Here is a 24535-nt window from a genome sequence, read left to right as displayed (position 1 = left end):
CGCAATGCCCGGGCTTGTCCCGGGCATTCGCGTTCTTGGCGTAGAGTGTGAGACGTGGATGCCTGGGACGAGCCCGGCCATGTACGCCGGAAACAGCGACCCCGGCGTCTATCGCCGCGCGAGGCTGCAACCGCTCGACAGCTGGCGCGTCGATCCGGTCGAGCCGTCGCTGGACTGCGAGGGGAATTCGTCGAAGGGCGAGTTCTGCTTGCCGGTGTTGAATTCGAAGATCTTGCGGAATAGGCCCGGCGCCATCGCCGAGATCGGATTGACGCGCATCACCGGCGCGGCGGGAGTGCCGACGACCTCGTAGGTCACGCCGATCAATCCCTCCTTGTCGCCGCCGCCGAGGAAGATGCCGAACAACGGGATCTGGCCGAAGATGTTGTTGACGCCGTACATCGGCACAAAGGTGCCGCTCATGCAGACCTGGTTGCCGGGATAGTCGATCGAGCCTTCGATGGTGGCACCGATCATCGGCCCTTTGACCACGCCGTCGCGAATCGTGAGCGCGCCGTTCTGCCGGGTGAACTCGGCGCGCAGCGCGCTGAAGGAGACGCCGCTGCCGGTGCCGTTTGGCGCGCCCGCGGCGACGCGCTCGAGCTGCGCCTCGCCCTTCACCGTGAAATCGCGGACGTTGATGAGGCCCTCGCGCGCGGTGTTCGGCTCCGATGTCGGCGGCTCCATCGCCACCACCATCTGGCCGCCGACCGCCTTGGTGTAGGTGTCGGTGAAGCGCAGCAGCGCGCCGGCATCGTTGGTCTGAAGGTAGATCACCTCGCGATTGCCCTGGGCGCGGCCGCCGCGCAAATCGGCGGCCACCGGGGTGTCGCGGCCGATCTTGCCGCTGAGCGTGAAGGCCTTGATGGCGCCGTTGCGCTTCGACATCTTGGCATCGACGCTGCGCATGGCCTCGCCGTTGAAGCCCGCGACCGCCCCGAGCTTCACGTCGATGTCGAAATCGACGTTCTTCATCTTGTTCTTGGCGTCGTCCTTGGCATTGCCTGAGATCGCCGACTTCAGGAAGCCGCGGCCGTCGAACACGTCGCCGCGCATCGTGCCGCGCACCACGCCGTCCTGGCTGCGCTCCACCTTGAGCGACGCCTTGTCGCCGTCGGACGGCGCGTAGATCGGGAAATTCGCGCTCATGAGATCGCCGTTCGCGTCGACCTCGAGCGAGCCCTTGATCGAGGCGCCGCCGCCCTCGATGACGATGTCCTCGAAACGCGTCGATTGCGCCGTCGGCACCACCTTGAAGCTGGCCTTGCCGGACTTGCCCGGCAGCTTGACCCAGCCGGGAAGGATGTTGTCGAGCTTGACGGAGGTCAGGTCGGCCTCGACGCCGAGCCTGGTCGTCTGGTCCGCACCGCCTGCGATCTTGCCCGACAACCTGATCGGCAACGATCCGCTGACCGCGGGGCTCAGATCGAATCCCAGGCGCGCGCGGCTGGCATCGTCCAGCGTCGCCTGCAATCTGACATCCGCATCGCCCTCGGCCGGCTTGCGATAGTCGAGCGAGGCGGCCTGGCCGTTGATCTTGACGTCGCCCTTGACCTGGTAGCCCTGGTTGTTGGCGACGATCTTGAGGGTGTTGGCCTCCAGCTTCTGATTCATCACGAGCTTGTCGGCGGCAAAGCCGTTGAGGTCGGCGGTGACGGAATAGGTCGTGTCTGCCTTGGTCAACTCGCCCTTGACCGGCATTCCGAGCTGGATGGTCGCCGAGAACGTCCCCTTGCTGGTGTTGGGATCGACGACGGTCGCCGACAGATCGCTCAGCCGATCATTGGCGAGCATCTCGGCGGCCGCAGGCACGGGGCCATCGACACGGAACCTGCTTCGCGACGGCGACGGCTTGGGCGCCATGTCAGGCACCTCGAAGACGAAGTCGGAGATCGTGACCTTGCGGCCCGAAGGCGTATCCGCAACGCCCTGACCGATGTTCACGGTGGCCGTGCGCCCGGTCACGCGCGCCTTCAAATCGGCATCGCGCACCACCGGCATGCCGTCCACGGGGCGGACCGCGACGCCGCTCGCCACGATGTTGACCGACAGGCCGTCGTCCGGAATCGGCGGGCCCTTGCGCGGCAGATTCTTGGTCGGCGAATTGACGCCGATTTCGATGCGTTGAAGCGTGCCGCGTTCGATCCGCTCGATGACCCATTCGCGCAGCTCGGGGACGACCAGCGTCGGCCACATCCGCTTCAGGGCGGAGGCCGACATCGGCGTTCCCGCGAAGCCGAGTGTGAGCCGCGGCTCGCCGGAATAGTCGATGGCGCCGGTGCCGGCGACGCCGATCTCCCCGTTGGAGACATCGGCCTGGGTCAGCAAGAGTCGCTTGTGGTCGGTGTCGAAGCGGAAACCGATCGCAATGCGGTTGAAGACGAGTGGCGGCTCGTTGTCGATGCCGCCGAGCAGGATCGAGCCGCCGCTGAAGCCGAGCTGCCAGTCGTTGGTGGTGCCGTTGGGCGGTTCCAGATGAGCCAGCAGCGTCAGGCGGTTCGCGCCGGAGAGAATCTTGAACGGCGCGACCAGCACGCGCCGGTTGGCGTCCCACTCGACATTGATCTCGGCCGAGTCGATCCCCATCGGGTAGTCGGGCGTGTCGGTGTCGATGATGTTGCCGGCGCCGACCGCGATCTTGCCGCGGAAGAACGTCGGCACGCCGTCGCGGCCGAGCTCGCCCTTGAGCTCGCCCGTCAGCGGCAGGTCGGCTGTATAGGTGAGGTCCTTCACCCGCAGCGCCAGGAGGATGTTGGAGGTCGAGACCTTGTCGGCCTTGATGTCGACCGAGCGTACGCCGTTCTCCGCCGGGCCGATCGTGGCGCGCAGCATCCACGGGCGCGCGCCCTCCTCGCCGAGGCTGAGCGCGACGCCGCCGCGGCTCGGCCGGCGCAGGTTGAGCGTGATGTTCTCGAACGACCATTTGCTGCCGCGCTGCTGATCGTCGACGATCAGATTGCCGTTCTTGAGACCGATCTCGTTGAGGTTCTGGCCGTCGAGGCCGGTCATGCTCAGACTGTCGAGCCAGTCGAGGCCCTGGAGGATACCGCTCTGCGCGGCCGCCTGCGGTGCGGACGGCGGCACATCCGGGCTCGCAGGCGCGGTCGCGAATGGCGGCGGCGGGACACTGTTGCGGGGGAATGTCGGCGGCAGGCCAGCGTCCTTCTTGGACGCGACACCGGTCGCAAGCGGCTTTGCGGTGTCGCCGGCGGACACGGTGACGGTGCCGTCTGGCGCGATGCGAATTGCGAGCTCGGCATCGACGAGATTGAGGCTTTCGGCGCGCAGGCGCCCCATCAGCAGACCCGCACCCGACAGTTTCACCTCGGCCTTTGGTGCGCTGGCGACGACGGCGTGATCGCGGTCGCGAACGATGATGTCTCGGATGCGGACGGCGATGCGGACCCGGCCGGCGCGCTCGATCTGGGTGCCCCCGACCTCAACCGTGTTGCCGTGCCCGATATTGTCTTCGATCGCAGCCGCCAGCCATGGCGTCGCGATGTCCAGATTGATGGGACCGGCGCCGAGCCGCCACCACAGCGCACCGAAACAGCCGGCGAAAATGACGACCAGAGTGCTGAAGACAACGACCAGGCGCTTCAGCCAGCGACCACCCTGCCAGCGGCGCAATGCGCCGAATCCGTCACCGAAGCGGTGGAAGCGCGAACCGGAACGCGCCAGCAGCCGGCGTGCACGATGGCCCGCCGCCGCTTCCTGATCCGGATCCCAGTCGGCGTCGTCCCATTCCTGCGGCTCAGGTTGGCCGCCGCGCCGATCGAAGTCCCGGTTGTAGTCCTGGGGCGACGTATTCCTTGCCATTGCCTCTCGATACAGGCGCCCGTCATAGGATTGAGCGCCGCCCGGACCGCAGCCGCCCGCGGGAAGCGATGCTCCCTGCGCGGGCACTGCCGCCATTCCTCGAATATTCCTGCTGTTCGTCATTTCGCCCCGGGAGCGCGTTCAACGAGCAGTGGGGTGGTCTGTGGAATTCCTTGTAACCATACTCCGGCGTCGTCAGACTTGCCCAGCCGAGGGCGCGGGTCCGGCACGCCGGACGAGAGCTGCAATACCGCTTCGGTTGACCCGTCGAAAGCGTCGAAAGGAAGGCGTATGTCCAAGAAATCCCGAAAGAAATCGTCCAAAACGTCCTCCGGCAGCTCGACCGCCAAAAAGAAGACCGCAAAAAAACGGGCATCGACTCAAGAAAGATCCGCGAAAACACAGCGGACACCGGCCCGCAAATCAACCGGGACCATAGCAAAAGCAGGATCACATAAGGCCGCATCGAAACAGTTAAATTCATCCGAATCGGCGGCCCCGCCCGCTGAGGCAACGTCCGGCCTGGCTGAGGGTCAAAAGGCCCCCGCCTTCCGCCTGCCTCGCGATGGCGGCGACGTGGTCACGCTGGCGGACTTTGCCGGCCGAAAGCTCGTCCTGTTCTTCTACCCCCGGGCCGACACGCCCGGCTGCACCCGGGAAGCGATCGACTTCACCCGCCTGGCCGACGCCTTCGCTGCTGCCGGCACCGCCGTGCTCGGCATTTCCGCCGATCCGTTAAAGGCCCAGGAGAAGTTTCGCGACAAGCACAAGCTCGGCGTTCCTCTGATTTCAGATGAGAAGCACGAGATGCTGGAGGCCTATGGCGCCTGGGGCAAAAAATCCATGTATGGCAAGAGCTTCCTGGGGATTCTTCGTACCACGATACTGGTCGGGACCGACGGCAGGGTGGCCCGGGTCTGGCGCAATGTCCGGGTCGACGGCCATGCCGACGAAGTGCTGGAAGCGGCAAGGAGCCTTTAACCAGTCCTTCAAATTCGCGCGCTCCCGTTTCCGGAAAATTAACCATGACCGGCCCAGATTGCCGCGGCAATGAGGCCGCAAGGAACCCATCCGACCGGCGCGGGAGTGCCGATGTCGAAAAGTTCTGCCCAATACTCGCACTATCCCCAGCATCATCCTCACGACCACGGACGGGCTCTCCACCGCCGTCCTGCTGCCGCCGCGGCAGCAACCGTGCTTCCCCTGCCCGCCGCCGACGACGCCTACACCATCGTCCATGCCGGCAAGCAGGTGCGCTTCGGCCCCGTCGTATTCTGGATCGTGGTTGGTACCGTGGTGCTGCTCGGGCTGTGGTCGGCAGCGACAGCCACCTATTTTGCCTTCCGTGACGACGTCCTCACCCGCCTGATCGCCCGCCAGGCCGAGATGCAATATGCTTATGAGGATCGCATCGCCGAGCTGCGGGCCAGGGTCGACCGCACCACCAGCCGTCAGTTGCTCGACCAGGAACAGTTCGACCAGAAGCTCGACCAGATCATGAAGCGCCAGACGGCGCTGGAGTCCAGGGCCACGGCGCTCGGGGCCATGCCCGATGTGACCGGCTCGATTCCTCGTTCCGCCCCGCAGCGCGGCGATGCTGGCCAGGCTACGCCGAAGCCGTCGCCGATCAGCGACACCGTCATCTTCGTCGCGCCGCCGGACCGCGAAGCGCGCCTCGAATCGCGCGCCCCGACCGTCGCGGCGCCGCCGACCAGCCAGTTCGCCAGGAATCAGGGTTTCGACAATGTCCTGGTCCGGCTCACGACCTCGCTTGATCAGGTCGAGCGACGCCAGATGGCGGCACTGAGCGCCGTCGAGGAAAGCATGGATTCGCGCATGCGCCGGATGCGCAGCGTGGTCAGCGATCTCGGCCTGAACCTCGCCAATCTCGAAGCCGCCGTGCCGCGCAGCGCGATGGGCGGGCCGTTCGTACCCGTCAAGTTGACGGCGAATGCCGGGCCGTTCGAGAAACAGCTCTACCGCATCAACACCACGCGCGCCGAGATGGACCGTCTCAACCGCACGCTGGCGCTGGTGCCCTATCGCAAGCCCGTCATCGGCGAGGTCGAGTTTACCTCCGGCTTCGGCGTGCGCAGCGATCCCTTCCTCGGACGACCCGCCATGCACACCGGGCTCGACTTCCGCGCAGCCACCGGCGATCCCGTTCGCGTCACCGCCAATGGCAAGGTGGTGTCGGCGGGCTGGTCCGGCGGCTATGGCCGCATGGTCGAGGTCGATCACGGCAATGGACTGTCGACCCGCTACGGCCATCTCTCCGAGATCAACGTCAGGGTCGGCGAGATCGTGAAGATCGGCCAGGTCGTCGGGCTGGTCGGCTCGACCGGCCGTTCCACCGGTCCGCATCTGCACTATGAGACCCGCATTGAAGGCGAAGCGGTGGACCCACAGAAGTTCCTGCGCGCCGGCGTGCGGCTCAGCGCAAGCTAGTTTCCAACCTCGTCACCGGACGAGACCGGCACGTCGCTGGCAAATGTCGCGAGGTCGCCAGCCCCTGGCAGCGTCACGATTTTCACGGAGTTGAACGCCGCGTCGGAACCTCCACCGCGCGCCGGCGCAATACGCGTCCATCGATCACGAGTAGCGCGCTGGCAATGACCAGGGCGCCGGCAATCTCGCGCACTGAAATCGGCTCGCCCAGGACGAGATAGCCGAGCAGGATTGCAGTCACGGGAAGGAGGAGCGTTACCAACGTCACGTTTGTTGCCCCTGAGCGCCGCAACACTTGGAAAAAGACGAGATACGCGAGCGCGGTCGAGAGACCAGCCGAGCCGAGCACGGCGAGCCAGGTCGTCACGCCGGGCATCGGCAAGCGCCATGGCCGGTCGAACACGAAAGCCAACACCGTCATCATGACCGTCGATGCGAGCAATTGACATGTCGCCGTCGCAAGCGGGGGTGATTTCGACAGCCAGCGCCGTGCCACCAAGGCCGCGAATCCGTAGCTAAGAGCCGCACCCAGGCAAAGCAGGATCCCGATCCCCTGGCCGGTCAGCAATTCGATCCCAGCCCCCTTGAGAATGATGACGCCGATCAGGCCCACGACAACACCTGCGGCCCGACGCGCTATCAGCCTCTCCTCTCCGACGACCGCCATGACGACGACGGTGAATAAGGGTGTGGTAGCGTTGAGGATCGACGCCAGCCCGCTAGAAATGTACAATTGCGCCGTCACGATCATGGAAAAAGGCAATACGTTGTTGAGCAACGCCATGGCGGCATACGGCCACCAACTCGCGACGTCTCCCGGAAGGCTGATCCGATAAAGCCGCAGCAGAGGCAGAAGCAAGGCCGCACCCACCGCCACTCGCAGCAGCACCAGCGTCAATGGCGGCAATTCCCTCAAGGCTGCGCTGTTGAAAAAGAACGAGCCGCCCCACAGGATCGAAAGGAGGGCCAACAGCAACCAGTCGCGTGCGTCGATCCTGTTATCCGTCGGAATCATGACGTCTCGCATCTGGCGCCCAGAGCCGTCGCCTAAAGCCCGATCCGGAAAAGTGCGAAGCGGTTTTCCGGAAAGATCATGCGTAAACAACAACCCAAAACGCGATGCCGATTCATCCAAATCTCATCGCGCTTTAGCGCGAAGCCATGGAAGTGACCACCCGATTTCCGGCAACAGGTTCGCGCCCCGTTATTTCGGCCGCGACACCAGCTCGATCATCCGGCCTTCGTCATCGTCAGGCATCTTCGCTTTCGCTTGCGCGTAGGCTTCGACCGCGGCGTTGGCGACCATCGGCTTGTCGGCCAACAGGCTCTCGGCGAGCTTCACCGCGTAAGCGGCATCCTTGTGTCGCAGCGCCGTCGTGAACGTCGCGCCGGAAAAATCGCGGGCGACCATGCGCCTGGAGTGACGTGCTACCTGCGGGCTTGCGGCGACACCCGCCTGGATCGATTCCAGCACCAGGTTCATGTCGAGCCCGGCCTGCTCGGCGATTGCGAGGCCCTCGGCAAGACCGGCGATCTGGATCGCACCCATCAGATTGTTGATGAGCTTGTAGACCGTGCCGGAGCCGACCGGCCCGAAATGCCGGATCGTCGAGCCGATCGGTGTCAGATAAGGCCGCGCACGCTCGAGATCGGCTGCGTCGGCGCCGGCGAGCAGCGTCAACTTCCCGGCCGCCGCCGCGTCCGGCAATCCGGTCACGGGACAATCGATATAGATCAGCCCGCGCGCGTTCAGCTCGCGCCCCATCTCGCGGGCATGGTCATAGGAGACGGTGGAGCATTCGATCGCGATGGTGCCGGCCTTGGCCGTCTTGGCAGCGCCCTTGGGCCCGAGCCAGACTTCACGCGAGGCCTCGTCGTCGGCGACCATGGTCACGACCGCGTCGGCATCGATTGCGGCGTCCTCGGGCGAGGTCGCCCAGTGCGCACCGCGCGCGATCAGGTCTTCCGCCTTGGCCTTGCTGCGATTCCACAGCGTCACCGTGAAGCCTGCATCGATATAGCGGCCGGCCATGCCGTGACCCATCCGCCCAAGCCCGATGAAGGCGACACGGGGCATGGCTAGTCCACGTCCTCGATCTCGCCGGTCGTGGTGCCGAACGCGCGCTGCGCCAGCGTCGCGGCCATGAACTCGTCGAGCTCGCCATTGAGCACGCCCGCGGTGTCGGAGGTCTGCACGCCCGTGCGCAGATCCTTCACCATCTGGTAGGGCTGGAGCACGTAGGAGCGGATCTGATGGCCCCAGCCGATGTCGGTCTTGGCGGCCTGGTCGGCAGCGGCCTTCTCCTCGCGCTTCTTCAGCTCGATCTCGTAGAGCCGCGCGCGCAGCATGTCCCAGGCCTGCGCCCGGTTCTTGTGCTGGGAACGTCCGGCCTGGCAGACCACGGCCACGCCGGTCGGAATGTGCGTCAGGCGTACCGCGGATTCAGTCTTGTTGACGTGCTGGCCGCCGGCGCCACCCGAGCGCATGGTATCGACGCGGACGTCGGATTCCTTGATGTCGATCTTGATGCTGTCGTCGATGACGGGGAAGACCTGCACGCTGGAGAACGAGGTGTGCCGCCGCGCGTTGGAATCGAACGGCGAGATGCGCACGAGGCGATGCACGCCGGCTTCCGTCTTCAGCCAGCCATAGGCGTTGTGTCCGGAGACCTGGATGGTCGCGGATTTGATGCCGGCCTCTTCGCCCTCGGATTCTTCCAAGAACTCGACCTTGAAACCGTGGGTTTCGGCCCAGCGCGTGTACATGCGCAGCAGCATCTGCGCCCAGTCCTGGCTCTCGGTGCCGCCGGCGCCGGCATGGACTTCGAGATAGGAATCGAAGCGATCGGCTTCGCCCGACAGCAGCGCCTCGAGCTCGCGCCGCGCCACTTCCTTCTTGAGGTTCTTCAGCGCCGCTTCGGCTTCGGCGACGACGCCGTCATCGCCCTCGGCCTCGCCGAGCTCGATCATGCCGATGTCGTCTTCGAGCTCCTGCTCGACCTTGCCGATGCCGGAGAGCGAATCCTCGAGAGAGGTGCGCTCCTGCATCAGCTTCTGCGCTTTCTGGGGATCATTCCAGAGATTGGGATCTTCTGCGAGCTTGTTCAGCTCAGCGAGGCGCGCCGTCGATTTCTCGACGTCAAAGATGCCTCCTCAGCAGCCCGACTGACTGCTTGATCTCTTCTACCAACCGTTCGATTTCGGCGCGCATGTCGTTCTCTGGTCTCGCGGAATCCGTCCGCGTTCGATTTCAATCGGGATGTAACGGCGGCGGCGCCAAAGCGCAACCGCCGGCGACGGGAAACGAGGGCGTTATCCGCTAATACAGCCCGCCGGTGCCCGGCCGCATGAAGAAACCGGAATCCGGCTGCTGCTGCTGCGAGGCCGGCATGCGCCCGTCGGCGTCGGCAACACCGATGACCGAGTAATTATCCGGCGGCGCCGTGCCCGGCTTGAAGGCTTCGAGGATGGTTCCGCCGGTCTCGCCCGGGCCTGCGCGCATACCGGTCTTGGCCACGACGCGCACGAGCTTGATGCCGGCCGGCACCTTGAACGGCACGGCGGGCTTGTCGGCGAGCGCGAGCTTGAGGAAATCGCGCGCGATCGGAGCTGCCAGATGGCCGCCAGTCGCGGCATTGCCCTTACCCAGCGGACGCGGCTTGTCGTAGCCCATGTAAATGGCGACCGCGATGTCGGGTGAGAAGCCGACGAACCAGGCGTCCTTCGCCTCGTTGGTGGTTCCGGTCTTGCCGGCGACGGGTTTGCCGACGTCCTTGATGACCGTCGCCGTACCGGCCTGCACCACGCCTTCCATCAGTTCGGTGATCTGATAGGCGGTCATGGAATCCAGCACCTGCTCGCGGCGGTCGATCAGCTGCGGCTCGGGCTGGTTCTTCCAGCCGCCCGGCGCGTCGCAGCCGCGGCATTCGCGCTGGTCGTGCTTGAAGATGGTGTGGCCGTAGCGGTCCTGGATACGGTCGATCAGCGTCGGCTTCACGCGGCGGCCGCCATTGGCGAGCATCGAGTATGCCGTGACCATGCGCATCGCCGTCGTCTCGCCGGCGCCGAGCGCATAGGACAGATAGTTCGGCAGCTCGTCATAGACGCCGAAGCGGCGGGCGTACTCGCCGATCAGCGGCATCCCGATGTCCTGCGCGAGGCGCACCGTGACGGTGTTGAGCGACTGCCGCAGCGCATTGCGCAGCGTCACCGGTCCCTGGAATTTGCCGGAGGAGAAGTTCTCAGGCCGCCACACGCCGGCGCCCTGGCCCTGGTCGATTTCGATGGGCGCGTCGAGCACCACCGTCGAGGGCGTATAGCCGTTGTCGAGCGCGGCCGAATAGACGATCGGCTTGAACGACGAACCCGGCTGCCGATAGGCTTGGGTCGCGCGATTGAACTGGCTCTGGTCGAAAGAGAAGCCGCCGACCATCGCGAGCACGCGGCCGGTCCAGGGATCCATCACCACCATGGCGCCGGAAACTTCCGGGATCTGGCGGAGCCGGTACTGGCCTTCGACGGGCTGGCCGTCCTTATAGAGCGGATCGGCATAGATGACGTCGCCGGGCTGCAGCACCTGCGACACGGCCGTCGGCGTCTTGCCCTTCGTGCCGCCCTGCAAGGCCCGCGCCCAGCGCACGCCGTCGACCGTGACGATGCCGGTCTCGCGCTGCTTGCTGACCGCGCCGCCGAGCTCGCGGCTCGGCTGGAAGCCGATGCGCGCCGACTGGTCGCTGGTCTCCAGCACGACCGCCATGCGCCATGGCGAGATGTCGGAAAGCGACTTGATCTCTGCGAGCTTCACGCCCCAATCGCCCGAAATATCGAGCTTGCTCATGGCGCCGCGATAGCCCTGCTGCTCGTCATAGTTCACGAGGCCGGCGACCATGGCCTTGCGCGCCATGACCTGGATCTTCGGATCGAGCGTGGTGCGAACCGACAGGCCGCCCTCGTAGAGCTTCTTCTCGCCATAGCGCTCGAAGATGTCGCGGCGGACTTCCTCGGCGAAGTATTCGCCGGCGAAGGTGTGGGCGCCGTTGGAACGGCTGGTGACGGCCAGCGGCTCCTTGCGCGCCTTTTCGGCGTCGGCCTGCTTGATCCAGCCGTTCTCGATCAGACGGTCGATCACGTAATTTCGGCGCTCGATGGCGCGATCGCGGTTACGAACCGGATGCAGCGTCGCCGGCATCTTCGGCAGCGCCGCCAGATAGGACGCTTCCGCCACCGTCAGCTCGTTCACCGACTTGTCGAAATAAACGAGCGAAGCGGCCGCGATGCCGTAGGCGCCGAGGCCGAGATAGATTTCGTTCAGGTACAGCTCGAGGATCTTGTCCTTCGAGTAGGTCTTCTCGATACGCATCGCCAGCAAGGCTTCCTTGATCTTGCGGGCGAAAGAGACTTCGTTCGTGAGCAGGAAGTTCTTGGCGACCTGCTGGGTGATCGTGGAGGCACCCTGCGGACGGCGGTTGGAGCCGTAGTTCTGCAGATAGAGCAATCCGGCGCGCGCCATGCCGGTGTAGTCGATGCCGCCATGCTCGTAGAAATTCTTGTCCTCGGCGGCGAGGAACGCGTTGATCACGAGCTTGGGCACCGCCTGGATCGGCAGATAGAGCCGCCGCTCCTTGGCGTATTCGCCGAGCAGCGAACCGTCGACCGCGTGCACGCGGGTCATCACCGGCGGCTCGTAATCCTGAAGCTGAGAGTAATCCGGCAAGTCCTTGGAGAAATGCCAGATCAGGCCTGCCACGGCCCCGACACCGACAAGGAACACCACTGTTCCCGCGGCGAACAGGAAGCCCATGAACCGCACCAGCAAGCGCATTATCTGTTTATCCGTTCAAACTCTGGATCAGCCAAGTATCAGCCCCTGGCGCCCCAAAAAAGGCGCCAACCTCACGTCGCGAATTCACCGGCTTACGCAATCACATCAACGCCGGACCTGAGTCGCTTGCCGAACAGGATTCTCGCCGATTCCGGAACCCCCATGCGGCGTTTTTATAAAGCGTCCGCTGTGGCCAAACTAGGGCTTTTGGGGCGGGAGGGACAAACCCTTTCAGTTCGCGGTTCCGGCGGTGGCCATCCGCTTGGTCAAAAACCCGTCGATCGCCTGCGCCATCGAGCTCACGGCGCGGGTTCGCCACCCCTCGGAGACCAGGTGCTCGAGGTCCCCCTTGTTGGAGACATAGCCGATCTCGACCAGCACCGAAGGCACATCGGGCGCCTTCAGGACCCGGAAGCCGGCGGACTTCAGGGGATGCTTGTGCATCCGCACCGTCGCCTTCATTTCACCCATCAGAAGGCGGGCGAAACGGTTTGAAAAGGTGCGGGTTTCGCGTTGCGTGAGGTCGATCAGGATGTCGGCGACGTCGGTCGGCTCCTCCGCGAGGTTGAACCCGGCGATCGCATCGGCCCGGTTCTCCGCATCCGCCAGCCGCTGGGCCTCGGCGTCGGACGCCTTGTCGGAGAGCGTATAGATGGTCGCGCCCTGCGCATCGCCCTCGGCACGTGGCAGTGCATCGGCATGAATCGAGATGAACAAGGCCGCCTTGAGATTGCGCGCGATTTTGGTCCGGTCAGCGAGGGGAATGAAGGTGTCGTCGTCCCGCGTCATGACCACGCGGTATTTCCCGGCCTTCTCCAGCTTGTCGCGCAGCGCCCGCCCAAAAGCCAGCACCAGGTTCTTCTCGCTCTCGCCGCTCGACTGCGTGCCGTTGTCGATCCCGCCGTGACCGGGATCGATCACGACCACCGGACGGCCGTCGACCTTCTGCTGCGCGCCATCTGGAGCCGCGGCGGTGGGAACCGTGGCAGGCGGCGCCTCCGCGATCGCGGGCCGCAGCTCGGGACGGTGTTCGGGGGCTAGCGACGACACGAAGGCGGTGCGCTCGACCTCCTCCAGCTCCAGCACGAGCCGAGCCGGTTGGCCGTTGGCCGCCTCCACCACGTAGGAATTGGCGATCTTCGCCGGCCCGGTCAGATCGAACACGATTCGCGACCCGCCGGGCATGACGAGCCCATAGCGGAAGGCCTTGACCAGCCCCCGTCCCCCGCTCCCCGCGCCGGCGGGCAGCTGAAAATTCAGTTGCGGCACGTCCACCACCACGCGGTAGGGGTCGGCCAGCGTGACGGCGCGGAAGGTGACGGCTTGGTCGAGGTCGAGGATGAAGCGTGTCTGCTTGCCGTCGCCGGCCAGCCTGGCGGCTGAGGCGGTCGGAAAATTCACTGCGGCGACAGCGGCTTGTCGCTGGCTTTCCGCAGCAATGAGGCGCGCGGAATCAGCACATGGCAATGCCGCGGCGCACAGCAACACGCCTCCAAGCAAAATGCGTCGATGTGTGCGGCTCGCCACCGATTCCGTGCCTCCGAGCAGCTCTCTTAACGCAATAGAACCACAGGGTTAATCGATCCCTAATGACGGAAGCGCGAAACTCGGCGACTGTGACCGCCGTGCGACGCTTCGCTTGCACGGATGGCTCATTCCTCGTATGTACGGAATGCTGACGGCCGATATTTCCGGTTGTGTCGTATTCAGCCTCCCGGTGCAGCGCCGGAACTCCCAAGGTTTGGGAATTCCAGCGTTTTCCGTTTCCCTCTAAGACCAGCGCGGTGCGCGGCAGCGAGGTGGAACGGGGCAAGCCCCGGTGGCGGACGGTCTCGGGTTACCACTCATGTTACCGGGACGGTTCTGACGGCGGCATAACCCATTACCCGGTCCCTTGATCCCAAGGGAGCGGTTCGTTCCCCAAGGCGAGCGCGCTCGCGCCGTGCCTGGCCAGCAGCAACTGATTGAAGGGCGGCCTCGCCGCCCAGTGTTTCATACGGGCCGACGCTTGATGCGCCAGACTGTGCCGACGAAATCTGAAGGACCATTCGCCACGCTGCGGAGTGACAATCCCGCGCGTCGCAACGGTCCTGAAGCTTCCGGTTCGGCAAGGCGCGAGAGACGGCGTTTCGGCCTTCCCCTCACCCCCGAATCAGGTGGACCGTCGCGTCACCCGGCGGCGCGATACGCGCCCACGGTTTATCGCGTCCGCCGCCGCCAAGAGTTAAGACATGCCCAACAAGATGTTGATCGATGCCACCCACCCGGAAGAGACCCGGGTCGTCGTGGTCCGCGGCAATCGCGTCGAAGAGTTTGATTTCGAGACCGCGCAACGCAAGCAACTGCGGGGGAACATCTACCTCGCCAAGGTCACAAGGGTCGAACCCTCGCTCCGCCACGGCTTCCTCGCCTTCAGCGAAATCCATCCCGACTATTATCAGATCCCGGTCGCCGATCGGCAGGCGCTGATCGAAGCCGAGGAACAGGCCCATCGCGAGGCTGAGGAAGAGAGCGAGAACCGCTCCCACGGCCGCCGCCGTTCCCGCCACCGCAATGCTCGCCGCCGCGGTCATGGCGAGCGCGTGCGCAGCGACATCGTCGAAGGCCTCGACGCCGGCGCCGATCCCGCAGCCCTGCCCGTCGACGGACAGGATCTGCCGGCACAGGCCGAGGGCGCTTCGCACGAAGGCGAACACCTGCACGCCGATTCCGAACATCACGGCGAGCACGAGGGCCACGATCACCACGACCACGACCATGGCGATCATGACCACGTCGATCATCAGGCCCATGATGACGGCCACCATCACGCCCACGATCATGACGATCATGGTCACCACGGCGAGCACGATCATCACGACCATGATCATGCCGACGACACGCCCGCGCCTGTCGCGGCCGTCGGCGCCGAGCCCGTGGTCGCGACCGAGACCGCTGCCGAGCCGCAGGAGGCCGTCGCCTCTGAAGGGCACGCAGAGGCTCTGGCCGAGACCGTGACCTCTGCCTCCGAGCCGGCCGATGCCGTCTACGCTGCCGGCGAGATCATCGAGGCGCCCCACCCGGAGGCCGCGGACGCTTCCGGCGAAGACGACGAGGACGAAGACGAGGACGACGAGGAAGCCGAAGAGGAAGTCGTCGAATCCGTCGGCGGCGACGACGTGCTGGAGGAAGTGCCGGAGCGCACCTTCCGCCCGCGCCGCCAGTACAAGATCCAGGAAGTCATCAAGCGCCGCCAGGTGATGCTGGTGCAGGTCGTCAAGGAAGAGCGCGGCAACAAGGGCGCGGCGCTGACGACCTACCTCTCGCTCGCCGGCCGCTATGCCGTCTTGATGCCGAACACCGCCCGCGGCGGCGGCATCAGCCGCAAGATCACCAGCGCTCAGGACCGCTCGCGCCTGAAGGAAGTGGTGCAGGATCTGGACGTGCCGGAAGGCATGGGCATCATCCTGCGCACCGCCGGGGCCGCCCGCACCAAGCCCGAGATCAAGCGCGACTTCGAATATCTGATTCGGATGTGGGAGACGGTGCGCGATCTGACGCTGAAGTCGCAGGCCCCGACCCTCGTCTACGAGGAAGGCTCGCTGATCAAGCGCTCGCTGCGCGATCTCTACAACAAGGAGATCGACGAAATCTCGGTTGCCGGTGAAGCCGGGTACCGCGAAGCTCGCGACTTCATGAAGATGCTGATGCCCGCCAATGTCGGCGCGGTGAAGCAGTATCGCGACGGCCAACCGCTGTTCTCGCGCATGGGCGTCGAAAGCCAGCTCGACGCGATGTTCTCGCCGACGGTGCAGCTGCGCTCCGGCGGCTACATCGTGATCAACCAGACCGAAGCGCTGGTCTCGATCGACGTCAACTCGGGACGATCGACCCGCGAGCACCACATCGAGGACACCGCGCTCAAGACCAATCTGGAAGCGGCCGAAGAGGTCGCCCGCCAGCTGCGACTGCGCGACCTGGCCGGCCTGATCGTCATCGATTTCATCGACATGGACGAGAAGCGCAACAACCGCGCGGTCGAGCGCAAGCTGTCCGATTGCCTCAGGCAGGATCGCGCGCGCATCCAGGTCGGCCGCATCTCGCATTTCGGCCTGCTCGAGATGTCGCGCCAGCGCATTCGTGCCAGCGTTCTGGAGAGCTCGACCGATCCGTGCCCGCATTGCGGCGGCACCGGTCACGTCCGCTCGGTGTCCTCGGTGGCGCTGCAGCTGCTGCGCGGCCTCGAAGAGATCCTGATGAAGGGCGCGACCCACAATCTCGTGGTCCGCACCCGCACCGATGTCGCGCTCTATGTGCTCAACCACAAGCGCGGCCATCTGCGCGACCTCGAGAACGGCTTCAAGGTCACGCTGTCGGTCATCGCCGATCCCAGCGTCAGCGGCCCGCAGGCCTATGTGATCGACCGCGGCGAGCAGGTGCATACGCTCGAAGCCGCCAAGGCGCTGCTCGTGGCTCAGGCGGCTGCGAGCCCGCCGCCCCAGGCCGAAGAAGCCTATGACGAAGAGGACGGCTTCGACCTGGAGACCGAATCCGAGGTCGAAACCGACGAGACCGAAGGTCTCGCCGACGAGCAGGCTGCCGGCGAGGCCGCCTCCGAGCAGGACGGCCAGCGTCGCAAGCGTCGCCGCCGGCGGCGCGGCCGCGGCGGCCCGCGCGAGGGAGAGTTGCGCGAGGATACGGCGCCGACCCTGCCCGAGCCGGCGATGATCGCCGGTGAAGGCGAGGACGAGACCGAGTCCGAGCCGGAAGGTGAGGACAGCGAGGAACAGGCAGCCCGTGGCGAGCAGCAGGGCAGCGGCGAGCGCCGGCGCCGGCGCGGTCGCCGCGGTGGACGCCGCCGTCGCGGTGCCGGCGAGGAAGGTCTTGCCGGCTCCATCGGCGACGAGCTCGGCGCCAGTCAGCCGTCGGAGGCGACGGAAGCGGTTGCCGATTTCGACGGCTTCAGCAGCGAGGCTGCGCCCTCGATCGCGCAGGCTGAGCACATCGAGGCCGAGCACACCGCCGAGCCACAAATCGCGCAGCCTGAGCCGCGCGCCGAGGTGCAGACCGAGGCGCCGGCCCAGCCGGAGCCGGCTCCCCCCACGACGAACGCCACGCCAGAAGAAGAGTCCGCCGGCGACAAGGCCGCGCGACGCCGCTCCACGGTCCGGGAAAAGGTCAGCTTCCTGCTGAACAACCAGACGGAGCCCGCAACGCCGGTGGCGCAGGCGCCCGAACCTGTTGCTGCGCCCGCGCCGGCAGCCGAGCCCGCACCGGAGGCCGCAAGCGAAACCACGGCCGCCCCGCGTCGCGCCGGCTGGTGGTCACGCCGTTTCGGCGGCGGCGAGTAAAACGGACAATGGACTTCAAACCGCCCGGCCAAACCGGGCGGTTTTGATTTGGCGAGGTCAGCTTCGATGCAAAGCGCGATCGTTCTCGGCGGCGGCATGATCGGTGTGAGCGCGGCGCTGCACCTGCGGCAGCGCGGCTGGGCCGTCACCCTCGTCGATCGCAGGGAGCCGGGCCGCGAGACCAGCTACGGCAATGCCGGGATGATCCAGGCCGAAGCGGTGCGCCCCTATCCCATGCCGCGCGACTTCGCATCGCTCTTGAAGATCGCGACCGGCCGCACCAACGACGTGCGCTACAGCCTGTCCTCCCTCCATCTCCACGTCGAGCCCCTGCTCCGCTATTGGTGGCATTCGGCGCCGAAGCGACATCGCGAGGCAATCGAGGCGTGGGCACGGCTGATCGCGCACGCAACAGCCGAGCACGACATCCTGATCCGCGAGGCGCATGCCGACAATCTCATTCGCCGCGCCGGCTACCGGGCATTGTTTCGCGACCCCGCTTCCTTTGATCTCTCGATCAAGGCTGCGGAGGAAGATGGGCGCGAATTCGGCGTGAATTTTCGCGTGCTGTCGGGCAGCGAGCTTGCCAAGGCCGAGCCGATCCTTCGCGACGATCTCCCCGGAGCGATCCATTGGCTCGACACCTGGACCGTGTCCGATCCCGGCGCGCTGGTCACGGCCTATGCCGAGTTGCTCGAGCGCCTCGGCGGCAAGATCGTGCTCGGCGATGCGCGGTCGCTGCAACAGACCTCGACCGGCTGGTCGGTCGACACCGACAGCGGACGCCTCGATGCGCCCCACGCCGTCGTGACACTCGGGCCGTGGTCACCGGACCTCCTCCACAAATTCGGCTATCGCATCCCGCTGGTGCGCAAGCGCGGCTACCACATGCATTACAGCGGCGGCGCTTCGCTCGACCTGCCGCTGATCGACAAGACGGGCGGCTATGCCATGGGCCCGATGGCCAAGGGCATTCGCATCACCACGGGTGCGGAGCTGACGCGCCCGGAGGCGCTCGCAACGCCGGTTCAGCTCGCCAGCGCGGAAGCCTCCGCGCGCGAGCTGATCGACCTCGGCAAGCGTGTCGAGCCTGATCCGTGGTTCGGCACCCGGCCCTGCACGCCCGACATGCTGCCGGTGCTCGGCCAGGCTCCTCGTCATCCAGGCCTCTGGATGAACTTCGGCCACGGGCATCAGGGCTTTACGCTCGGGCCCGCGACCGGACGTCTGCTCGCCGAGATGATGAGCGGCGAGACGCCTGCGATTGATCCGGCGCCATACCGGCCGGGACGGTTTTAGACGCAAAGCAAAAGGGCTGACCGATGATATCGACCAGCCCTGCTGCTTCGAGAGCCGACATCGCCGTCAGTTGCGGCTTGCGGATCAGTCCGTCGTGATCGCGGTCTCCATGTCGGTCGGATCGATCTCCTTGGCGAGGTTGGCATTGAGCTTGTCGCGATCGAGCTCGCCTTCCCACCAGGCGACGACCACGCAGGCAACGCCGTTGCCGCACAGGTTGGTCAGGGCGCGGCACTCGCTCATGAACTTGTCGATGCCGAGCACGATCGCCATGCCCGGCACGAGGCGCGGATCGACCACGGCCAGCGTTGCCGCCAGCGTGATGAAGCCCGCACCGGTGATGCCGGAGGCGCCCTTCGAGGTCAGCATCGCCACGACCAGGATCGTGGCCTGCTGGCTGAAGGAGAGATCGTAACCGAGCGCCTGCGCGATGAAGAGCGTCGCCAGCGTCATGTAGATGTTGGTGCCGTCGAGATTGAACGAGTACCCCGTGGGCACGACGAGACCGACCACCGACTTGGAGCAGCCGAGCCGCTCCAGCTTCTCCATCAGGGACGGCAGCGCGCTTTCCGAGGACGAGGTGCCGAGCACGATCAGCAGCTCGTCCTTGATGTAGGCCAGGAACTTGAAGATCGAAAATCCTGCCATTCGGGCGATGAGACCGAGCACGACGAACACGAACAGCGCCGCGGTCACGTAGAACGTGGCGATCAGCCCGACCAGGTTGAGAATCGCGCCGGTGCCGAACTTGCCGATCGTGTAGGCCATCGCGCCGAACGCGCCGACCGGGGCTGCGCGCATGATGATGGAGATGACGCCGAACACGGCATGCGCGGCATCGTCTATGAAGCTGCGGATGGTGTGGCCGCGCTCGCCGAGGCTCATCAATGCGAAGCCGAACAGCACCGCGAACAGCAGCACCTGCAGGATCTCGCCTTGCGCGAAGGCGCCGACCACGGTGTCGGGAATGATGTGCAGCACGAAGTCGACCGACCTCTGACCGGCCGCCTGTTTGGCGTAGTTTGCGACCGCGGCCTCGTTGGCCGCGCCAGCGCCGAAGCCCGCGCCCGGCTTCACCAGATTGCCGATGACGAGGCCGATCACCAGCGCGAAGGTCGAGACGACCTCGAAATAGACCAGCGCCTTGACGCCGATGCGTCCGACCTTCTTGGCGTCCTGGATGTGAGCGATGCCGGAGACGACGGTGCAGAAGATGATCGGGGCGATCACCATCTTGATCAGCTTGATGAAGCCGTCGCCGAGCGCCTTGATCCATTCGTTGGTGGCGACCTGCGGCCACAGCCAGCCGACGATGGCACCGAGCACGATGGCGATCAGCACCTGGACGTAGAGAACCTTGTACCACGGCTTGGCGGCGGGCGGCGCGACCGGCGCCCCCGCCATCGTTGTCGTCGTCATCGGTTTCACTCCCCCTCAAAACACATACGGGGCCAGCCAAGATCAACTTGGCCGCCCCGTCAATTGGAACTGCTCGTGACGGCGCGTATTACCCGCGGCGCTCGATGATACGGCGTGCCGCCGGCATCAGCGTCGCGCCGAGCGCATTCTTGACCAGTGAGGCCGCAATGAACGGCACGATGCCGACCTGCCAGGCCTTGGCGGCGCCGAGACCAAGGCCGAATGCCAGCCAGCCGAAGCCGGCGGCGAGAATGACGACATGGCCAACGGCCATGGCCGCAAACAGCAGCATCACGTTGCGATCCCAGCCGCGCTCGGCCAGCCAGCCGGTCAAGAAGGCTGCCGCAATGAAGCCGAACAGGTAGCCCGCGGTCGGTCCGATCAGCGGTGCAATTCCACCCACCGGGCCGGCAAACACCGGAAGGCCAAGCGCGCCCTCAGCGAGGTAGGCGATCATGGTTGCGCTGCCCAGGCGCCAGCCATAGGCGGCACCAATCATCAGCACCACCAGCGTCTGCAATGTCATGGGCACATAGGGCAGCGGCAGGCTGACCTTGGCTGACAGCGCCATCAGCGCGCTGCCGAAGGCAACCAGCACCACGGCGCGCAGGACGCCGACGGCTTCGCCCGGGCTGCTCGGCCACATCAATGCGGCGAGAGATGAATGCGAAGCGGCGGCAGGCGAAGCAGATCGATCAGACAAGTTGAACTCCGGAAGGCTATCGAAAACTGGCGGCTATTTAAGCCAGTGAGCGATCCGGTCAACTGCCTCTCGCATCTCTTCAGGCGAACGTGCGTAGGAAAAGCGAACGAACGAGCGCCCATGGATGGGGTCGAAATCGAGGCCCGGCGTCGCCGCGACATGCGCCTGCTCCAGCATCTGCTTGGCGAAATCGAAACTGTCCGACGTAAAGTCAGAGACGTCGGCATAAAGATAGAAGGCGCCGTCGGCGGGCAGGAATCTCGTCAGTCCTGCCTTCGGCAGTCCATCGATCAGGATACGCCGGTTTTCCTGATAGCCGTGCTTGATCTCCTCCATCTCGGCCGCGCCGTCGAAGGCTGCCTCTGCCGCGATCTGCGACAGCGTCGGCACCGAGATCGACAGATTCTGCTGGAGCCGCTCGATCGGCCGCACCAGGATTTCGGGCACGACGATCCAGCCGACGCGCCAGCCCGTCATGCAGAAATACTTCGAGAACGAGTTGATCACGAATGCGTGCCCGGACAGCGCCGCCGCCGTCACCGCCGGAAACGCGTAGTCGAGCCCGTGATAGATCTCATCCGAGATGAAGCGGATGCCAGCATCTTCCGCCGCCGCAATGAGACTCGCGAGCGCCTCGCGCGACATCATCGTGCCCGTCGGATTGGCGGGGCTGCCGACCAGCACGCCCTTCAGCGGCGCCTTGCGATGGGCGGCGAGCAGGGCCTCGCCGGTGAGCGCATGGCGCGTCTCGTTCGTGGTCTCGATCAGCACCGGCTCGCAGCCGAGCGCGGTGAGGATATGACGGTATGGCGGATAGCCCGGCACCGTCACGGCGACCCGATCGCCGGGCTCGAACATCGACAGGAAAGCCAGAACGAAGCCGCCGGAAGACCCTGTGGTCACCACGATCCGCTCGGGGCTGACGTCACAGCCATAGGTGTCGCGATAATGGCGCGATATGCGCTCGCGCAGACTGGGGATGCCGAGGGCGGACGTATAGTCGATCCGCCCCGCCTCGAGCGCGGCATGGGCGGCCGCGATCGCGGTCTTCGGCGCGCCGGCCGCGGGCTGGCCGACCTCCATGTGGATGACACGGCCACCGGCGGCCTCGATTCGGGCCGCCGCGGCCATGACGTCCATCACCATGAACGGGGGAACATCGCTGCGGCTCGAGGGCTCGAGCCACTGCCCCAACCGGTTCCTCAATGTCGCATCGTGCATCGATTTCTGCTATCGCTGGCGACCGATCCGTCCGGTCCGGAAAACGGAGCGCTTGCGCCCCAGACTGGCCGCATTGTACGGGTCATAAAGGGCACGGCTCACAAGGGCATATCGCGTATCCGGTCCGCCGCCAATCGCCAAAACCAATCACCACACCGCTTGATCAAGACCTTTGACCCAGATCGCTTGATGTTGCTCAAGATTGCATCGCGCCAGAAGGCCTCTGCCCTCACCGCCCTCGTCACCGCCATGGCGATCGCGCTGACGCCGTTCTCGGCCGCGCGTGCGCAGGCCAAGGGACCGCCGGTCCTGCGCGACACCGAGACCGAGCAGCTGCTGCGCGAGTACACGCGCCCGATCCTCCGCGTCGCGGGCCTCGAGAAGCAGAACATCCAGATGGTGATCATCAACGACGGATCGTTCAACGCGTTCGTCGCGGACGGCCGCCGCATCTTCGTCAATTGGGGCGCCCTCCTGCAGTCGGAGACGCCGAACCAGATCATCGGCGTGCTCGCGCACGAGACCGGGCATCTGGCTGGCGGACATCTGTCCAAGCTGCGCGAGCAGCTCGCCACCGCCCAGACCCAGATGATCATCGCGATGCTGCTCGGCGCCGGCGCGATCGCTGCCGGCAGCACCCGCAGCTCGAGCGCCGGCAACAACGGGCTGGCCAACGCCGGCGCGGCCGCGATCGCCGCTCCGCAGGAGATGATCCGCCGCACGCTGCTGTCCTACCAGCGCCAGCAGGAGGAGAACGCCGACCGCGCCGGCGTGAAATTCCTGACTGCGACCCAGCAATCGCCGAAGGGCATGTACGAGACCTTCAAGCGCTTCACCAGCGAGAGCCTGTTCGCCTCGCGCGGCGCCGATCCCTATCTTCAGTCGCATCCGATGCCGGCCGAGCGCGTCGCCGCGCTCCAGGAATTCGCCAGCACCAGCCCCTTCTGGAACAAGAAGGACGATCCCGCGCTTCAGCTCCGGCACGACATGGTTCGCGCCAAGATCTCCGCCTTCATGGAGCGGCCCGAGACGGTGTATCGCCGCTATCCCCAGACCAACGACAGCCTGCCGGCGCGCTATGCCCGGGCCATCAGCACCTATCTGCACGGGGATCTGCGCAGCGCGCTCACCCAGATCGATGCGCTGATCCAGGTGCAGCCGAACAACCCGTATTTCTACGAGGTGCGCGGCCAGGCCCTTCTGGAAAGCGGCAAGCCGGCCGAGGCGATCGCCCCCCTCCGCAAGGCGGCGCAACTCTCGAACAACGCGCCCCTCATCGAGATGTTACTTGGGCAGGCTCTGGTTGGAACCGATAATAAGGCCTACACCGATGAAGCTGTTCGGATTCTCCGTGCCGCGGTGGCGCGCGAGCCCGAGGCGGCCCTCGGCTATACCCAGCTCGCGATGGCCTACGGCCGGAAGGGAGACTATGCCGAGGCAGATCTCGCCTCGGCCCAGGCCGCCTACCTGCGCGGCGACAACAAGACCGCCCGCGAGCTTGCCACGCGCGCGAAAACCCGTTTCGCCGTCGGCACGCCCGGATGGGTCAAGGCCGACGACATCGTGGCGGCGAAGCCGTCGCGCAACTGACGCAACTCGAACGCCGCCCGATACCACGACGTCACGACACCGAGCTCAGGTCCACCGGGACTTTTCTCGCAACCTGCTTTGGATAAGAGGATTTCACTATGCCTTCGCTGCGTCTGCTTGCTTCCGCATTGTTTGCGCTCGCCATTTTCGGCGCAGCCGTGCCCGCCTCGGCCGACGGTTTCTCCGACAGCCAGCGCGCCGACATCGAGAAGATCATCAAGAACTACCTCGTCAGCCATCCCGAGGTGCTCGAGGAGGCCATGGCCGAACTCAGCAAGCGCCAGGCCGCTGCGGAAACGCAGAAGCACGAGGCCAGCATCGCACAGAACGCCGATGCGATCTTCAACTCGCCGCGCCAGGTCGTGCTCGGCAACAAGGACGGCGACGTCACCTTCGTCGAATTCTTCGACTACAATTGCGGCTACTGCAAGCGCGCCATGGGCGACATGCTCGAGCTCATGAAGAACGATCCGAAGCTGAAGGTCGTGTTGAAGGAGTTTCCCGTGCTGAGCCAGGGCTCGGTCGAAGCGGCTCAGGTCGCGGTCGCCGTGCGCATGCAGGATCCCTCGGGCAAGAAATATCTCGATTTCCATCAGAGACTGCTCAACGGTCGTGGTGCGGCGGACAAGGCGCGCGCGATTCAGGCGGCCAAGGAAGCCGGCCTCGACACTGCTCGAATCGAGAAGGACATCTCAAGCCCCGAGGTGCGCGCCACCATCGAGGAGAACTTCAAGCTTGCAGAAGCGATGGGCATGAACGGCACGCCGAGCTACGTGATCGGCAAGCAGATCGTGATCGGTGCCGTTGGCGTCGAAGCCCTCAGGGAAAAGATCGGCATCGCCCGCTGCGGCAAGGCGACTTGCTGATCCACACGCCGTACGACAA

The 24535-nt window shown here is 65.5% G+C and carries 16 protein-coding genes; 6 read left to right on the top strand and 10 right to left on the bottom strand.

Features of this window, described 5'->3' with window-relative positions; all coding sequences use genetic code 11:
- Positions 1-108 precede the first annotated feature (108 nt).
- Positions 109-3915 carry a YhdP family protein gene (locus tag AX729_RS05925; protein ID WP_061021030.1) on the bottom strand — a complete coding sequence of 1269 codons (3807 nt, stop codon included), beginning with the start codon at positions 3913-3915 and terminating at the stop codon, positions 109-111.
- Between the two features lie 195 nt (positions 3916-4110).
- Between AX729_RS05925 and AX729_RS05920 the strand changes: the two genes are divergently transcribed.
- Both AX729_RS05920 and AX729_RS05915 read left to right on the top strand, forming a co-directional pair.
- On the top strand, positions 4111-4800 hold the full coding sequence (locus AX729_RS05920) for a peroxiredoxin (protein WP_082770348.1): 690 nt from the start codon (positions 4111-4113) through the stop codon (positions 4798-4800).
- Between the two features lie 111 nt (positions 4801-4911).
- Positions 4912-6267: a M23 family metallopeptidase gene (locus tag AX729_RS05915; RefSeq protein ID WP_197433536.1), complete on the top strand. Its 1356-nt coding sequence runs from the start codon at positions 4912-4914 to the stop codon at positions 6265-6267.
- Between the two features lie 82 nt (positions 6268-6349).
- Here AX729_RS05915 and AX729_RS05910 read toward each other — a convergent pair whose 3' ends face one another.
- The 6 genes from AX729_RS05910 to AX729_RS41495 all read right to left on the bottom strand — a co-directional run bounded on the left by AX729_RS05910 (position 6350) and on the right by AX729_RS41495 (position 14958).
- Entirely contained in the window at positions 6350-7282 is a 933-nt protein-coding gene (locus tag AX729_RS05910) for a DMT family transporter (protein WP_061021061.1), read from the bottom strand.
- 189 nt (positions 7283-7471) lie between these two features.
- Positions 7472-8344, bottom strand: coding sequence for an NAD(P)-dependent oxidoreductase (locus AX729_RS05905; protein WP_061021028.1), 873 nt, complete (start codon positions 8342-8344; stop codon positions 7472-7474).
- A gap of 2 nt (positions 8345-8346) precedes the next feature.
- A protein-coding gene (prfB, locus tag AX729_RS05900; protein WP_156456750.1) for a peptide chain release factor 2 occupies positions 8347-9478 on the bottom strand; the annotation gives its coding sequence in 2 pieces (ribosomal slippage) (positions 8347-9408 and positions 9410-9478; 1131 coding nt in all).
- Positions 9479-9586: 108 nt separating this feature from the next.
- Entirely contained in the window at positions 9587-12088 is a 2502-nt protein-coding gene (locus tag AX729_RS05895) for a penicillin-binding protein 1A (RefSeq protein ID WP_061021023.1), read from the bottom strand.
- 231 nt (positions 12089-12319) lie between these two features.
- The gene (locus tag AX729_RS05890) at positions 12320-13615 is read right to left on the bottom strand and encodes an N-acetylmuramoyl-L-alanine amidase (protein WP_061021020.1); all 1296 of its coding nucleotides are present in this window, start codon (positions 13613-13615) and stop codon (positions 12320-12322) included.
- Between the two features lie 614 nt (positions 13616-14229).
- The gene (locus tag AX729_RS41495) at positions 14230-14958 is read right to left on the bottom strand and encodes a hypothetical protein (protein WP_283807785.1); all 729 of its coding nucleotides are present in this window, start codon (positions 14956-14958) and stop codon (positions 14230-14232) included.
- 45 nt (positions 14959-15003) lie between these two features.
- Here AX729_RS41495 and AX729_RS05885 point away from each other — a divergent pair, with 45 nt between their 5' ends.
- Both AX729_RS05885 and AX729_RS05880 read left to right on the top strand, forming a co-directional pair.
- The gene (locus tag AX729_RS05885; protein WP_283807784.1) at positions 15004-17418 is read left to right on the top strand and encodes an Rne/Rng family ribonuclease; all 2415 of its coding nucleotides are present in this window, start codon (positions 15004-15006) and stop codon (positions 17416-17418) included.
- A 66-nt stretch (positions 17419-17484) separates the two neighbouring features.
- Positions 17485-18717 (top strand): NAD(P)/FAD-dependent oxidoreductase, encoded by a 1233-nt coding sequence (locus AX729_RS05880; RefSeq protein ID WP_061021015.1) that lies wholly within the window; start codon positions 17485-17487, stop codon positions 18715-18717.
- Between the two features lie 84 nt (positions 18718-18801).
- Here AX729_RS05880 and AX729_RS05875 read toward each other — a convergent pair whose 3' ends face one another.
- From AX729_RS05875 to AX729_RS05865, 3 genes are all read right to left on the bottom strand, one after another.
- Positions 18802-20136: a dicarboxylate/amino acid:cation symporter gene (locus AX729_RS05875; RefSeq protein WP_061021013.1), complete on the bottom strand. Its 1335-nt coding sequence runs from the start codon at positions 20134-20136 to the stop codon at positions 18802-18804.
- Between the two features lie 88 nt (positions 20137-20224).
- Positions 20225-20782, bottom strand: coding sequence for a biotin transporter BioY (locus tag AX729_RS05870; RefSeq protein WP_061021012.1), 558 nt, complete (start codon positions 20780-20782; stop codon positions 20225-20227).
- Positions 20783-20872: 90 nt separating this feature from the next.
- Entirely contained in the window at positions 20873-22060 is a 1188-nt protein-coding gene (locus AX729_RS05865) for a pyridoxal phosphate-dependent aminotransferase (RefSeq protein WP_061021011.1), read from the bottom strand.
- A 189-nt stretch (positions 22061-22249) separates the two neighbouring features.
- Between AX729_RS05865 and AX729_RS05860 the strand changes: the two genes are divergently transcribed.
- Together AX729_RS05860 and AX729_RS05855 are read left to right on the top strand one after the other, a co-directional pair.
- Complete coding sequence (locus AX729_RS05860) at positions 22250-23650, top strand: M48 family metalloprotease (protein ID WP_061021057.1); 1401 nt, start codon at positions 22250-22252, stop codon at positions 23648-23650.
- Positions 23651-23748: 98 nt separating this feature from the next.
- A complete protein-coding gene (locus AX729_RS05855; RefSeq protein WP_061021010.1) occupies positions 23749-24516 on the top strand; it encodes a DsbA family protein in 768 nt (255 codons plus the stop codon).
- Positions 24517-24535: the final 19 nt, after the last annotated feature.

Source organism: Bradyrhizobium sp. CCH5-F6, assembly GCF_001556045.1.
Classification (GTDB): Bacteria; Pseudomonadota; Alphaproteobacteria; order Rhizobiales; family Xanthobacteraceae; genus Bradyrhizobium.
This window is presented reverse-complemented; position numbering and strand designations above follow the sequence as displayed.